Annotated in this window: 13 protein-coding genes; 6 read left to right on the forward strand and 7 right to left on the reverse strand. The window is 60.2% G+C overall.

The annotated features are described in order from the left end of the window. Nucleotides 1-24: 24 nt before the first annotated feature. Nucleotides 25-1,308: a hypothetical protein gene (locus HQR01_RS09695; protein WP_173214679.1), complete on the reverse strand. Its 1,284-nt coding sequence runs from the start codon at nucleotides 1,306-1,308 to the stop codon at nucleotides 25-27. Nucleotides 1,309-1,608: 300 nt separating this feature from the next. Between HQR01_RS09695 and gyrA the strand changes: the two genes are divergently transcribed. Continuing rightward, entirely contained in the window at nucleotides 1,609-4,404 is a 2,796-nt protein-coding gene (gene gyrA / locus HQR01_RS09700; RefSeq protein ID WP_173214680.1) for a DNA gyrase subunit A, read from the forward strand. Continuing rightward, a complete protein-coding gene (locus HQR01_RS09705; protein ID WP_173214681.1) occupies nucleotides 4,401-5,243 on the forward strand; it encodes a TauD/TfdA dioxygenase family protein in 843 nt (280 codons plus the stop codon). Before gyrA ends, HQR01_RS09705 begins: the two co-directional genes overlap by 4 nt. On the opposite strand, the gene HQR01_RS09710 is transcribed toward HQR01_RS09705, so the two are convergent. Next, a complete protein-coding gene (locus HQR01_RS09710; RefSeq protein WP_234030114.1) occupies nucleotides 5,240-5,854 on the reverse strand; it encodes a lysoplasmalogenase in 615 nt (204 codons plus the stop codon). The genes HQR01_RS09705 and HQR01_RS09710 overlap by 4 nt on opposite strands. 95 nt (nucleotides 5,855-5,949) lie before the next feature. Here HQR01_RS09710 and trmFO point away from each other — a divergent pair, with 95 nt between their 5' ends. Next, nucleotides 5,950-7,317, forward strand: coding sequence for a methylenetetrahydrofolate--tRNA-(uracil(54)-C(5))-methyltransferase (FADH(2)-oxidizing) TrmFO (trmFO, locus tag HQR01_RS09715; RefSeq protein ID WP_173214683.1), 1,368 nt, complete (start codon nucleotides 5,950-5,952; stop codon nucleotides 7,315-7,317). Here trmFO and HQR01_RS09720 read toward each other — a convergent pair. Both HQR01_RS09720 and HQR01_RS09725 read right to left on the reverse strand, forming a co-directional pair. Next, entirely contained in the window at nucleotides 7,314-7,769 is a 456-nt protein-coding gene (locus HQR01_RS09720) for an EF-hand domain-containing protein (protein WP_173214684.1), read from the reverse strand. The genes trmFO and HQR01_RS09720 overlap by 4 nt on opposite strands. 33 nt (nucleotides 7,770-7,802) lie before the next feature. Beyond that, entirely contained in the window at nucleotides 7,803-8,282 is a 480-nt protein-coding gene (locus HQR01_RS09725; protein ID WP_173214685.1) for a hypothetical protein, read from the reverse strand. A 619-nt stretch (nucleotides 8,283-8,901) separates the two neighbouring features. Between HQR01_RS09725 and HQR01_RS09730 the strand changes: the two genes are divergently transcribed. The 3 genes from HQR01_RS09730 to HQR01_RS09740 are packed head-to-tail and all read left to right on the forward strand — an operon-like array spanning nucleotide 8,902 to nucleotide 11,368. Further along, the gene (locus HQR01_RS09730) at nucleotides 8,902-10,485 is read left to right on the forward strand and encodes a TadE/TadG family type IV pilus assembly protein (protein WP_173214686.1); all 1,584 of its coding nucleotides are present in this window, start codon (nucleotides 8,902-8,904) and stop codon (nucleotides 10,483-10,485) included. Further along, a complete protein-coding gene (locus tag HQR01_RS09735) occupies nucleotides 10,482-10,934 on the forward strand; it encodes a TadE/TadG family type IV pilus assembly protein (protein WP_173214687.1) in 453 nt (150 codons plus the stop codon). The genes HQR01_RS09730 and HQR01_RS09735 overlap by 4 nt, the downstream gene beginning before the upstream one ends. After that, on the forward strand, nucleotides 10,931-11,368 hold the full coding sequence (locus HQR01_RS09740; RefSeq protein ID WP_173214688.1) for a TadE/TadG family type IV pilus assembly protein: 438 nt from the start codon (nucleotides 10,931-10,933) through the stop codon (nucleotides 11,366-11,368). Before HQR01_RS09735 ends, HQR01_RS09740 begins: the two co-directional genes overlap by 4 nt. Nucleotides 11,369-11,390: 22 nt before the next feature. On the opposite strand, the gene HQR01_RS09745 is transcribed toward HQR01_RS09740, so the two are convergent. From HQR01_RS09745 to HQR01_RS09755, 3 genes are all read right to left on the reverse strand, one after another. Continuing rightward, on the reverse strand, nucleotides 11,391-12,758 hold the full coding sequence (locus HQR01_RS09745) for a pyruvate dehydrogenase complex E1 component subunit beta (RefSeq protein ID WP_173214689.1): 1,368 nt from the start codon (nucleotides 12,756-12,758) through the stop codon (nucleotides 11,391-11,393). A 3-nt stretch (nucleotides 12,759-12,761) separates the two neighbouring features. Further along, nucleotides 12,762-13,838 (reverse strand): pyruvate dehydrogenase (acetyl-transferring) E1 component subunit alpha, encoded by a 1,077-nt coding sequence (pdhA, locus tag HQR01_RS09750; RefSeq protein ID WP_173214690.1) that lies wholly within the window; start codon nucleotides 13,836-13,838, stop codon nucleotides 12,762-12,764. A gap of 125 nt (nucleotides 13,839-13,963) precedes the next feature. Further along, nucleotides 13,964-14,260: an FtsB family cell division protein gene (locus tag HQR01_RS09755; protein ID WP_234030115.1), complete on the reverse strand. Its 297-nt coding sequence runs from the start codon at nucleotides 14,258-14,260 to the stop codon at nucleotides 13,964-13,966. Between the last annotated feature and the right edge of the window lie 78 nt (nucleotides 14,261-14,338).

Below are 14,338 nucleotides of genomic sequence, written 5' to 3' on the forward strand. Positions count from 1 at the left end.
TAGTCGTGAGGTTTCAACCTCAAATTACATGGCTCCGCTTGCCTTCTCATCAGCGTAGATCAACCAAAGATTAGCGATCGGCTGACGAATGCCGGTGACCTTGCCAAAGGTCGCATTGGCTTCTGCAAGTTTGCCCTGATCGAACTGGGCGATGCCAAGCCGAGTCAACACCAACGCGGTATCCGCGCCTGCAATGCCGGATGCTTTCGCATAGAACTCTTCTGCTTCGGCCGCGCGACCCAAGCTGAGCAACGAGTCAGCGGCGGCCATCACCGTACGCAGCGTGGCATTGGGGGCGCGCGCGTCGCGCATCAGGCTTGCCATATCGGCCTGGTCAGCCTTGGTACGCGTCGCCGCCTGGTTGTAGGTGTCGTTGATATACGGATCATCGCTGGGCAACAGCCCCTTGGTACGTCCTTCTTCTACGACCGAAACGACCTCGCCTGGAAGGCGGCGATAGTCGGCAGCATCAACGTATTCCATGTACATACGGCCGTCAGTGAGGGTGCCGGCGCGACGTCCAAGCCGCAACAGGTCAAGGATTTCGGGATTTTCGTACCCGCCAGTGTTGAGCAGGATCGCAATCGCGTCCTTCCAGCTCGTGGGACCGGGGAATTCCCGGACATAGAGCGCCGCATACTTCTGAGCCTCAGCCTTCATCTGTGCGTTGTAGGCAATGCTAAGACCACGCTTGATCCATGCTTCGTCGATCGGCTGACCAGCCGCCTTCCTCGCCTCGATCACGCCCGTCAGGTAGTTGAGCCCTTCGGCGTCGCGATCCTCAGCGAAGTAGCTTTCGGCAATGAAAGTCTCAGGGGTATTCTCGGTATAGCCCACGTCTAGCGCCGCCTGGAGATAGGTCCGAGCCTTGGCATAGTCTTCGTACTTGTAGGCAATCTGGCCGGCCTGGAAGTTGTAGATTCCGAGGTTTTCGGCGGGAACCTTGCCGCTGGCCAGCATGAGCTCGAGTCCCTGAAGTGCGAGGCTGAGATCGTTCAGCTTCTGGCTGACGGCCACGTAAGCCTGACCTGTAGCGAAACGATCGTCCTCATTCTCCACTGCAGCAAGCACCGGCGGTAGAGCTGCTTTAATAGCAGCCGCGTCAGGCGCTTCGGCCTGCAGCAAGACCTGGAGTGGCTGGTACGCAGCGATAAACGCCTTCGAATAGGCGACCTTTTCCTTCTTCTTTGCGGCAAAGGCCGGGGCTTCAAAGGCAACCGAGCTCACCATCGCACCGGTCGCAACCGCAATCGCGAGGGCCATGGTGGAAGCCGTACCCTTGGCACGGGTGAGGCGAGAGAAAATCATTTCAAAAACTCCCAAGATTGATCAGGGGTCTGAGCGCAGGGCGCCGTCAAATACCGACGGATTGGGCCATGCCGCGTGTCGTCGCTCATTGCAAATCCTTCTATGGTCGAGGGCCTGAATGCGGATTGAATAGGGCCAATGCCGCGTGTTCAGCCTTCCATGACGACAGGGTCGCACCCATATGTGGAAAAGGCCCTCGAAATACCGCCTCCGAGGGCCGGTTTGGTGGCGTACCCCGGCCAGTTAGCCTAGGCTGGCTGCACTCAGAAAATAAGCTCATCGCAACACGGAACTGCTCACTTGTCCGACGAAACAGAAGCCCTCAATCCGCCGCCCTTTGACGGGGGAGATTACACCCGCATCGACATCGTCGATGAGATGAAGACCAGCTACCTCGATTACGCGATGAGCGTGATCGTCAGCCGTGCGCTCCCGGATGTGCGCGACGGGCTGAAGCCGGTGCACCGGCGTATTCTCTTCGCCGCCCAAGAGGGCGGAATGGTGGCGGGCAAGCCCTACCGTAAGAGCGCAAAGATCGTCGGTGACGTGATGGGCAACTACCACCCGCACGGTGACAAAGCGATTTACGATTCTCTGGTTCGCATGGCTCAGCCCTGGTCGATGCGTGTGCTGCTCGTCGATGGACAGGGCAATTTCGGATCGATGGATCCCGATGACCCGGCAAGCATGCGCTACACCGAAGCGCGGCTGTCGCGCATCGCCAACAGCTTGCTCGACGATCTCGACAAGGACACCGTCGACTTCACCGACAACTATGACGGTTCGCGCAAGGAGCCGACCGTCCTCCCCGCCCGCTTCCCGAACCTGCTGGTCAATGGCGCGGGCGGGATCGCGGTGGGCATGGCGACGAACATCCCGCCACATAACCTCGGCGAGGTCATCGACGCCTGCTTCGCCTTCATCGACAATCCTGCGATCACCAATGAAGAGCTGTTCGAGATCATCCCTGGCCCGGACTTTCCGACCGCGCCGCTAATCCTGGGCAGGTCCGGCGCGCGCTCCGCCTACACGACCGGACGCGGCTCTATCCTCATGCGAGCGCGTCACGACTTCGAGACTGGACGTAACGATCGTCGATCGATCGTTCTGACGTCGATCCCCTATCAGGTCGGCAAGAGTGCGCTGGTCGAGAAGATTGCCGAAGCCGCAAAGGAAAAGCGGATCGAAGGCATTTCTGACATCCGCGATGAATCGAACCGAGAAGGTGTGCGCGTCGTCGTCGACCTCAAGCGTGACGCTTCCCCCGAGGTCGTGCTCAATCAGATTTGGCGCTACACCCCCGCCCAAGCGAGCTTCCCTGCGAACATGCTGGCCATCCGCGGTGGCCGGCCAGAAACGCTGACGCTGCGCGAGTTCATCCAGGCGTTCATCACCTTCCGCGAAGAAGTGATCACCCGCCGCATCAAGTTCGAGCTGAACAAGGCGCGAGAGCGGGCGCATATTTTGCTCGGCCTCGTTGTCGCCGTCTCGAATCTCGACGAAGTCGTCGCAATGATCCGCGGTTCCTCGAACCCGGCCGATGCGCGTGCCAAGCTGCTAACCAAGGAGTGGCCGATCGGCGATATCGCACAGTATATCGCACTGGTCGAAGCGATCGAACCGACCGACGAGCAGACTGGTGGCACCTACAAGCTGTCCGAACGCCAGGTGAAGGCGATCCTCGACTTGCGTCTACATCGCCTGACAGCACTTGGCCGCGACGAGATTGGCGATGAGTTGAAGGAGCTCAGCCTCACGATCGAGGACTTCCTTTCGACGCTGGCCGATCGCGCCAAGCTCTACGCCATTATGCGCACGGAGCTGGAAGAGATCCGCACCAACTACGCCACCCCTCGCCTGTCGGAAATCGCACCCGCTTGGGATGGGATCGAGGACGAGGATCTGATCGAGCGTGAGGAGATGGTCGTCACCGTCACGGTCGACGGTTATATCAAGCGCACCCCACTTTCGACCTTCCGTGCCCAGAACCGTGGCGGCAAGGGACGCAGCGGCATGGCGACCAAGGACGAAGATGCCGTCAGCGAACTCTTCGTCACCAGCACGCATAATCCAGTGCTGTTCTTCTCAACGGCGGGGAAGGTTTATCGCCTCAAGGTGTGGAAACTGCCCGAAGGCGGCCCGGCAACGCGTGGTCGCCCGATCGTCAATCTGCTGCCGCTCGACCAGGGCGAGACAATTCGCACGGTGCTGCCTTTGCCGGAAGACGAAACGAGCTGGGGTGCACTCAGCGTGGTTTTTGCCACTGCCAAGGGCAGCGTCCGTCGTAACAGCATGGACGCCTTCACCAACATTCCGTCGAACGGCAAGTACGCCATGAAGTTTGACGAGGGCAGCGAAGACCGCCTGATCGGCGTGGCGCTGCTCGATGCGACCGACGACGTTCTGTTGGCTAGCCGCAACGGCAAGGCGATCCGCTTCGCGGCGGAAGACATCCGTGAATTTACCTCGCGCACTTCGACAGGCGTGCGCGGCATGTCGCTCAAGGGTGACGATGAAGTCGTCTCGCTTTCGATCCTGCACAAGGTCGGTACGGAGACCGACGAGCGCGAACAGTACCTGCGCTTCGCCCCGTGGAAGGCTGAGAAGGAGGGCGAGCCCGAACTGCCAGTCGAACGGTTCGAGGAAATGGCTGACAAGGAGCAATTCATCCTCACCGTCTGCGCCAATGGCTACGGCAAGCTTTCGTCGGCCTATGAGTATCGTCGGATCGGGCGCGGTGGCCAGGGTATAACCAATATCGACAACATCGCACGCAATGGCCCGGTGGTGGCAAGCTTCACCGCGACACAGAACGACCAGCTCATGTTGGTGACCGATCAGGCCAAGCTTATTCGAATCAGCCTGGAAACGCTGCGGGTTCTTGGCCGCAACACTGCTGGTGTGCGCCTCTTCAACGTGGCCGAGGGAGAGACGGTAGTCAGCGTCGCGCGGCTCGACGAAGACGAGGAACCCGAAAACGAGGCCGAAGACATGATCGCCGAAGAAATCGTCGACCATGGTGGCAGCCTCAATCCGACGATGCCCGACACAACGGCACAGTCCGATACGGATCTGTTCGGGGATCTCGACAAATGACATTACGGGTCGAGGCCAGTGGACAGGCGTGCGGAGCGCACGTCACCGGCCTCGACCTGTCACGCACGATTTCACCCGCGCTGGCCACTGAAATCCGCGAGATCTGGCTCGATCACAAGGTTGTCGCATTTCCCGGGCAACGAGTGGACGACGACGCGCTTGAGCGTTTCACGCTGGCCATGGGCGGCTTCGGCGAGGATCCCTTCTTTGCGCCTATCGAAGGGCGCAAGCATATTGCCGCAATCCTGCGCGAAGCCGACGAGCAGAGCCCGCTATTCGCAGAGAATTGGCATAGCGACTGGAGTTTCCTCTCGCGTCCCCCTGCCGGGACTTGCCTGATGGCGGTCGATATTCCCCCGGTTGGCGGGGATACGCTTTTCGCCGACCAGGGAGCCGCATTCGCCGCGCTACCCGAGGACCGAAAGCGACATCTTCGGACTTTGACCGCAATCCACAGTGCCAAGCTCGCCTATGCGCCCGACGGCACCTACGGTGAGAAGGACAAAGGTCGTTCGATGGCCATACGACCGGGCGAGGCGGCGCGGGCAACGCAACCCCACCCACTCGTTCAACGCCACCCCGAAACGGGTGAAGAGTGCCTCTTCTCGACCCTCGGCTACATCATCGGAATCGAGGGCATGTCGGAGCCCGAGGGCTTCGCCTTTCTCAGCGAGCTTGCCCAATGGCAGTCACGCGACGAATTCGTCTATCGCCATCACTGGGAATCCGGGATGGTCGTGTTGTGGGACAACCGGGCCGTTCTGCACAAGGCGACTGGCGGATACGAAGGCTATCGTCGCGAGCTGCATCGCACCACCATCGCGGCCTATTCGGGCTAGACCTTGCCCTTTCGAAGGGTTTGCACGACGCCCACGGCAATCAGGAACTGGCCGCCATAATAGAGGGGCCATATCAGCCAGCTCGTGACAAGATTGGGCAGCACCGCACTCTCCTGTGCAAAAATCATCAGGTCGCTGACCACGAACATCACGGCGCCAATCCCAACGCGATATCGCGGGAAGCGGCTTGTCCAGGCGGCGGCGGCCATCGCGCCTACGACGGCAGAGTAAATCGTTGCCACCGCCCAGTTGGGCATCGGATAGACCATCGAACCGGCAATTGCCGGTGTCAGTCCCAGCAACGCAGCGCCAGCCAACATCTGGCTACCAGAGACCTTCTCACGCGGATTCCTCAGGTAGAGGCCAATCGCGACAATGTGTCCCAGGGCAAACAGGGCCCCGCCGACAAGGAAGTCCAGTTCGAGTGCCACGTCGCCCGCCGCACCCAATGCCATCACCACTGCAATCAGCGCGCCATCAAAGCCCCTGCCCCGAAATGCAGCATAGATCGCGAGGAAGCCTACGCCAGCTCCCTTCCAAAGCATCAGCCAGGCGCCGCCGATGGGATCGTCAGACGCAAAGAAATAGGTGACCCCCGCAAGAAGGCTCATGAGCAACCAGGGTCGATGCTTGATAAGAGCGCGGTGCGGCATGGCAGGACGCTAGGCCTTGTCGAAGGGGCCTTGCAAGCACTAGGGCGCCCACGATGACCCATGATATCCACATCATCGGCGGTGGGCTCGCCGGATCCGAGGCCGCGTGGCAACTGGCACAACGCGGCTTCAAGGTACGCTTGTCGGAAATGCGCGGCAGCGGAGACATGACCCCCGCGCATCAGACCAACGGCCTTGCAGAGCTGGTTTGCTCGAACAGCTTCCGTTCCGACGATGACACCAAGAATGCGGTCGGCCTGTTGCATCATGAGATGCGGCGGCTCGACAGCCTGATCATGCAAGCAGGAGAAATGGCCCGCGTTCCGGCAGGATCAGCCATGGCGGTCGACCGTGACGTCTTCTCCGCGGAGGTCGAAAAAGCCCTTGCTGAGCACCCCAACGTAGAGATCGCTCGTGAACGGATCGATGCCCTTCCCTCCTCGGGACCGACCATCGTTGCCACCGGGCCACTCACGGCGCAGGCCCTGGCGGAAAGCATCGTCGGCGCAACCGGTCAGGACCGGCTTGCCTTCTTCGATGCGATCGCCCCGATCGTCCATCGCGACAGCATCGACATGGACATCTGTTGGATCCAGTCCCGCTGGAACAAACGCACCGAGGCTTCCAACGCTGAGGGCGATTACATCAACTGCCCGATGACCAAGGAGCAGTACCTCGCGTTCCACCAAGGCTTGCTTGACGGGGAAAAGACCGAATTCAAGGAATGGGAAGCCGATACCCCTTATTTCGATGGATGTATGCCGATCGAGGTGATGGCCGCGCGCGGCGTCGATACGCTGCGTTTCGGTCCTATGAAGCCGGTTGGTCTCGACAACCCACGCGATACCACACCCGAATTCCCGCAGGGCCGCTGGCCCTATGCCGTGGTCCAGCTACGGCAGGACAACAAGCTCGGCACGCTATGGAACATGGTCGGCTTTCAAACGAAGCTGAAGCATGGTGCCCAGGTCGAACTGTTTCGAACCATTCCTGGCCTCGAGAATGCCGAGTTCGCTCGCCTTGGCGGGTTGCATCGCAACACCTTCCTTAACTCGCCGCTGGTGCTGGATCGACAGTTACGGCTCAAGAGCGCGCCGCACATAAGGTTTGCCGGACAGGTAACCGGCTGCGAGGGTTATGTCGAAAGCGCCGCGATTGGACTGCTGGCTGGGATCATGGCTGCGGCCGAACTGGCTGGCCGCAGTTGGCAGGCCTTGCCGCGCACCACCGCCTTCGGCGCCCTCTTGGCGCACATCACGGGCGATGCCGAGGCCGAGACCTTCCAGCCCATGAACGTCAATTTCGGGCTCTTCCCGCCGCTGCATGAAGTCGGCAAGAAAGTCCGCAAGGAAGCCTACACCTCGCGAGCCAAGCAGGACCTCGAAGCCTGGCTTGCTAAGCAGGGTGCCGTTGCCGCCTAGCAGGCGCAGGCCCGCTTCCGTGTCGGCTTTGGAGCGGTGGCAACAAACTCGGCAGGTGTAAGCTGGTTGTCGTGATCGGCGTCTGCACTTTCGAACTTTTCAACCGTTGCCACTGCCCATTCCTCGAAGTCGAGCAGGTTGTTGCCATCCTTGTCCAACTTGCGAAATCCGTCCGTCCTGGTTGAAAGCATTTCCGTGCGGCTGATCCGCCAGTCCCGGTTGCGGTCGTAGCGGAAGAAGCGCTGCTGCTCCCTCGACAGTTCGCTCGCTTCCGGTGGTTCAGGTCCGATCATGTTGCCTGGCCGGGAATTGGGCACTTCCACCGCAGCAACCGGCTCTTCCAGCATGGGAGGAGGAGCGGCATTCTCGATTTGCGCCCGACCCGACCACCAGAACAGACCGATGCCGACCAGTGCCAGGCTCGCTGTACTGCCAAGGATCATGCCCTTCATCCAACGACTCCCTTGCCGAGCGTTTCGAGTAGCTTACCTGCCAAACATCCCAGCGCGCAATGCGGTGAGTGCGCTGCTTCTTCCGCTCATCAGTGCCGTTCCCCCCTGACGAAGGGATCTCCGCGATAGTGCCGCGAGCACCGCCAATGGTCGAAGACGGCGGGGAAGTCTTACTGGGGTAGCCATCGACTCAGCCGCGAAGTCCAAAACCAAGTCTCGTTCGCCTGGATTGTCCAGCTTTGACGCAATGTCCGCCAATGCCCACGATTTGGCCGCATCGTGAACAAACTCGTCGTTTCCATCATACCCCATGGCCGCAACGACCGCTTGCCAACCCATGGTTCGCCCGGCGGCAAAAGCGGCAACAGCCTCTCTTTCCAGCGGATCCGCCAGCAGAAGCACCTCCCATCCATCGACCAACGCCGCAAGGTCGGTGAGGTGCTCACCAAAATGCAGGCTCAAATCATCAAACTGTGGATTCCCTCGCGGTCGCGCAGCCGGATTGACGCTCATCGCATCGCGCCACCATGCAAGTCGCATCTGACCGACAATCGGCTCGCTCGCCACTGCGACTGCTCGAGCCAGTGACTGATCGAATGAGAAGAAGCTAGCCAGCAGCGGGCGGTCCCGCCTCACCGCGTATGCAAGTGCCAGATCGACTTCGGGCGACGGTAAGAGCGCTTGATCGTGCATCGCGCGCCTTATGGCGCCGGTCTACGTACAACGGAAGGTCTTGCTCGTTGCATCGCTCTCTACGGAACGGGTGCTCAACACAAACCTTGCCGGCTTGTTTATCATCTACATTAGTGTTGTACGGTTGCCATTCGGGACGCACCGCCTTGCCCTTAAGTTTGCAGATTTGCTTGCAGGCTTGATTAGAGCAAGAGGTTAATCGACCAATAGGATATGATCTCCGTGGCGTCATAACCTACTGTATAATGGCGGTATTTCTAATTCTTAGGGCTGTAAACAAGAATCCCTGGACCGCTGCAATGGACACGGCACGCACCTCAAACTCCACGCTCTCGATGCGGCAATATGTCCTCGCATTTAGCTCATCTTAACCGAGTTCATCGATAAGTCCTTGATGCCCTGCATTGTAGATGGTGCGCGTAGGAATTGTCCTCCGGAGATGGTCGAGATGCACAATCAGGGTTTCTGGCGCCGTCTGCGCAAGGACACCAACGGCAACGCAATGATGCTGACGGCCATGGCTGCCCCGGCCATCTTCGGTGCGGCCGGTCTCGGCATCGACGTGGCGCAGTATTATCTGTTCCAGCGCGAACTGCAGTATGCGGTCGACCAGGCCGCCATCGCTGGCGCGTGGGCGCGTGGCAACGGTGACTCCGGTACCTATTATCAGACTCGCGCGCTGCAGGAGTTCAACGCCAACCTTTCGACAACATCCGGCTATTCGCCGTCCGTCACCTACGCTGTCGCCGACTACGACGGGAAAACTCAGAACAGCGTTGTCATCACAGCCGCGATCACCACCAACCTGCCCTTTACCAACTTCGTACTTGGTCGGCCGACGGTTGTAGCCGTCGATGCCCAGGCGTCGTTCGAGGACCTGGAGAGCTACACGCCATGCCTCTATGCATTGAACCCTTCCGCCAGCAAGGCGTTATGGTTCAACGGTGATCCGACCGTAGACGCGGCTTGTGGCGTCGGGGCACGTTCCAATGCCAGCGATGCCGTGCGTACGAACGGTAGCTCCGGCCCGCAGAACATTACCTTCGCGATCTCCGGTGGCGGCGTGAGCGACGGCATGGGCGCCTTCACCAACTCAGACGTTGTCGAGAATCTCGAGGACCTGGTTGATCCTTTCGACGGAGTCAGCCCCCCGGACAACGCTACCCCGCGAAGCCTCTCCTGTGGTTCGACGAGCGCCAATTGGACTGCAGACGAAACGGCCACCGAGACCTCGGTCTATCGGTATTACCAAGGCCAAAGCGCGGGCAAAGCGGAAAGCAGCGGCGTTATCAATTACGCAGATGCACAATCTCCAACGACGACTGTCGTGACCACGCTCAACATGTCGTTCAGCACTGAACCGAACAATTACACTTCGGCGCAAACCAGCAGCGGCCTTTACAAGAAGGCCGGCAACGGTCCGGACACAATTTGGGAAGAGAAGCTGTCCACGACGGACTATGCTTATGTCAACAAGGTCCAGACTGCGGTCAACGCCGGGGCGATGCTCCCTGGCACCTATTCAGATTTCGAGATCTCCTGCGATACCGTGCTCGCCGGCGGGATCTACGTCATCGACGGCGGCCCGCTCAAGGTGACCGGCAACTCGTTGACCGGCACGGGCGTAATGTTCGTTCTCAAGAATGGTGCAGAACTTCAGATCACGGGGGGCACAATCAACTTGACCCCGATGAGTTCGACTGAGCTGATCGCCGCCGGCGTTTCGGCGGACCTGGCCGACAAGATCGAGGGCATTCTGATCTTCGAGGATCCGAACTCTCCCGGCTCGAGCAACAGCAAGATCACGGGCAACGCCAACGTTGACCTCAACGGAATTATCTACCTACCCAAGAGTGACCTGCAACTCGCCGGCACAATGCGCGCGAGCAGCGAATGTCTCTCCATCTTCTCCAACACGTTGCAGCTGAGCGGCACCACCGATCTCACCACGCTTTGCCCTCCAGGCGCCAAGCATGACGTTGTGGTCGGTGGTGGCGGTACTCGCGTGAGGTTGGTGGCATGATCGCACGCTTTCGCACTCTGATCCGCGACCGCAGGGGCTCGGTCGTCATCGAGACGGCCTTTGTCCTCCCGGTGTTGGCGACGCTTGCGTTTGGCGGATTCGAAGTCAGCCGCATCGTTGCACGCAACAACGAATTGCAAGCTGCCGCCGCCGAAGCGGCCACAGTCGTCATGGCTAATCCGCCAGAAGATCAAACCGATCGCGACACGATCGAAGCCATCGTGGAGGCCTCGACGGGGCTCGCCACTGACAAGATCACAATGAGGCAGAGGTTTCGCTGCAACGCCGATACCTTGCTGGTGGCTGCAGCTGCGAGTTGTGCGACTGGAGCCGAGATATCGGAGTTCATCGAAATCCGCATGCAAGACAGCTACACGCCAATCTGGACAAGTTTCGGTATCGGCAACACGATCAATTTCGACATCACTCGTCGGGTACAGGTCTCATGATGCGACGTTTCCCTACCAAGCTCGCACGCGACGAGGCTGGCTCGACTCTTGTCGAATTCGCCATTCTCGCCCCGGTTATCTTCGGCATGATCTTCGGCGTGATCCAGGTCGGCGCAAGCATGCAGTCATACAACGCCATGCGTTCGATTGCGTCCGATACCGCTCGATATGCCGCCGTTGAGTATATGAAGAAGAACGAGGTGAGCGATGCAGCCTTGCAGAGCTATGCGCAGAACCTCGCTGCTTCGCCGCCTTACGCGCTGCGCGGTACGCAACCCGTGATCATGGTCGAATCCGTGGCTACGCCTCGGGTGGACGGGACGTTTGAGAAGACCCTCACGATCACCTATACCCCGCCGAACCTCATGCCGATCATGGCGATCCCGATGCCGGAACTGAACTACAGTCGGCCAATTTTCGTCATCGACGAATAGGACCTGGAAGGTCCGCTAACGCTCAATCGCGATAGCAGACCTTCTTTGCTGCCGCGACGATGCGCGGCGTATCGATCAGTGCCAGCTTCTCAAGGTTCGCCGCATAGGGCAACGGCACATCCTCATCGCATACCCGCAGGACCGGAGCGTCGAGGTGGTCGAAGCCATCTTCCATACAGATTGCCATCACTTCGGAAGCGATCGAGCAAGTCGGCCAGCCCTCTTCTGCGATGATCAGGCGGTTGGTCTTCGCCAGCGATGTGAGGATCGCGTCCTTGTCGAGCGGACGCAGCGTGCGCAGGTCGATCACCTCCGCTTCAATGCCCTCACCCGCCAGCTCTTCGGCGGCCTCCAGCGCGAGCCCAACGCCAATCGAATAGCTGACAATGGTCACGTCAGAGCCTTCGCGCATGATCCGCGCCTTGCCGATCGGCAGAACGTAGTCGTCGAGATCAGGCACGTCGAAGCTGCGGCCATAGACCAGTTCATTCTCCAGGAAGACCACCGGATCTTCGCAGCGGATCGCAGCCTTCATCAGGCCTTTGGCATCGGCAGCGTCATAGGGTGCGATCACGATCAGGCCGGGAACGCTGGCATACCACGGGCCATAGTTCTGGCTGTGCTGCGCGCCGACGCGGCTCGCTGCGCCATTGGGGCCGCGGAACACCACCGGGCAACGCATCTGCCCGCCCGACATGTAGTTGGTCTTGGCCGCCGAGTTGATGATGTGGTCGATCGCCTGCATGGCGAAGTTGAAGGTCATGAACTCGACGATCGGTCGTAGGCCGCCCATCGCTGCGCCGGTCCCGATGCCGGCAAAGCCGTATTCGGTAATCGGTGTGTCGATCACGCGCTTGGGGCCGAATTCGTCGAGGAGCCCTTGGGTAACCTTGTAAGCGCCCTGATACTGGGCAACTTCCTCACCCATCACGAAGACACGCGAATCGCGGCGCATTTCCTCAGCCATGCCGTCGCGAAGTGCCTCGCGTACGGTGGTGGCAGTAAATGCGGTACCCTCGGGAACCTCTGGATCACGCACCCCGTCCTTACGGGCGGGAGCAGAGACTGCCGGAGCGGAAGTCTCGGTAGGTTCCGGGGCAGGCTTTGCTTCAACTGCCGGAGCTGGCGCAGGTGCAGAGGCATCTTCGCCCTCGCCTGCGATCATCGCGATGACTGTGCCGACCTTAACTCCTTCAGTGCCTTCCGGTACGAGGATCTGCCCGAGGGTGCCTTCGTCGACCGCCTCGAATTCCATTGTCGCCTTGTCGGTCTCGATCTCGGCGATGATGTCGCCAGCGACAATGTCGTCGCCTTCCTGCTTCAGCCACTTGGCAAGCGTGCCCTCCTCCATGGTGGGCGACAGTGCGGGCATCTTGAGTTCGATCGCCATGGCTCAATACTCCTCCACCAATACGTCGGTGTAGAGTTCGCTCGCCGCCGGCTCGGGCGAGGTTTCGGCGAAGTCAGCGGCTTCGGTCACGATCTTGCGGATGTCCTTGTCGATGGCCTTGAGGTCGTCTTCGGAAGAACCGTTCTCGAGCAGGATCTTCTTGAGGCCCTCGATCGGGTCCTTGTGCTCGCGCACATCCTGCACCTCCTCGCGGGTACGGTACTTCGCCGGATCGGACATGGAATGGCCGCGATAGCGGTAGGTATTACATTCCACCAGCACGGGGCCGAGGCCGTCACGAACGTGCTTGAACGCGATCTCTGCAGCCTGGCGCACCTCGAGAACGTCCATCCCGTTGACGTCCATACCGGGGATGCGGAAGGCGGTACCGCGACGGTGGAACTCGGTCTCGGCCGAGCTGCGCCCGACCGCTGTGCCCATGGCATACTGGTTATTCTCAACCACGAAGACGATCGGCAGCTTCCACAGCGCCGCCATGTTCATCGTCTCGTAGACCTGCCCCTGGTTGGCCGCGCCGTCGCCGAAATAGGCCAGGCATAGGCCGCCATCATCGTTGTATTGATGCGCGAGTGCGAGACCGCCACCAAGCGACACCTGCGCGCCGACGATCCCGTGACCGCCGTAGAACTTATGCTCGGTCGAGAACATGTGCATCGACCCGCCCTTGCCCTTGGATATCCCGGCTTCACGACCAGTCAGCTCGGCCATGATGACCTTGGGATCGATGCCATAGGCAAGCATATGGCCGTGATCGCGATAGCCCGTGATCACGCTGTCGAGCCCGTCATTGAGGGCCGACTGCAGGCCGACAGCAACCGCTTCCTGACCGATGTATAGGTGGCAGAAGCCGCCGATCAGGCCCAGTCCATAGAGCTGGCCCGCGCGCTCCTCGAAGCGGCGGATCAACAGCATCTGCTCATAGAAATGCAGCATCTCGTCCTTGCTGGCATCGTAGTGGCGCTTCTTTTCGAGCACCTCCTGCAGCGAGTGAAGGGCGAAAGCGGTATCCTCGGCGGGGGAATTCGCTGGGGTTTTCTTGCTCCGGGGGGCTTTGGCCAAGATATCCAATCCTTGTTCTTCCGGGGAGGAATATGCCGTGGCCTATAGGCACAGCGAAGCTTGGCGCGCAACGGTGCGCGCATTGGTGCATACGAAAACCCTTACGGAAACCTCCCGCCGCGCGTCTAGTCGTCGAGCTTGACCACGACCTCGTCGGGGTGGACCACGTTGAGCTGGCTGCGCAACAGTTCGCCGACCATATCGGGATCAGCATGGTTCTGATCGAGTAGCGCAACCCGGTTCGCCAGCGCCTTGCGCTCTTTCTCAAGCTTCGCCAGCTGCGCGTGGCGCTGGTCCAGCATGCGTAGGTTCTCACTCCATGCCAACAGGCCCGAAGGACCGGCGATCGCGAAGCCCCCCATGACGAGCAAAGCAGCCAGGGCGCCGTGCTGGCTCGCCCTAGTTTTCCGTAGTGTCGCCATGGAACTGCCCCGCTGCATTGCGACAAAGAATCACAAAGCGGAGTCGCGTGCAAGAGCATTCGCGCTAAGCCGGTTCAA

This window comes from Erythrobacter mangrovi (genome assembly GCF_013260645.1).
Lineage (GTDB): Bacteria > Pseudomonadota > Alphaproteobacteria > Sphingomonadales > Sphingomonadaceae > Qipengyuania > Qipengyuania mangrovi.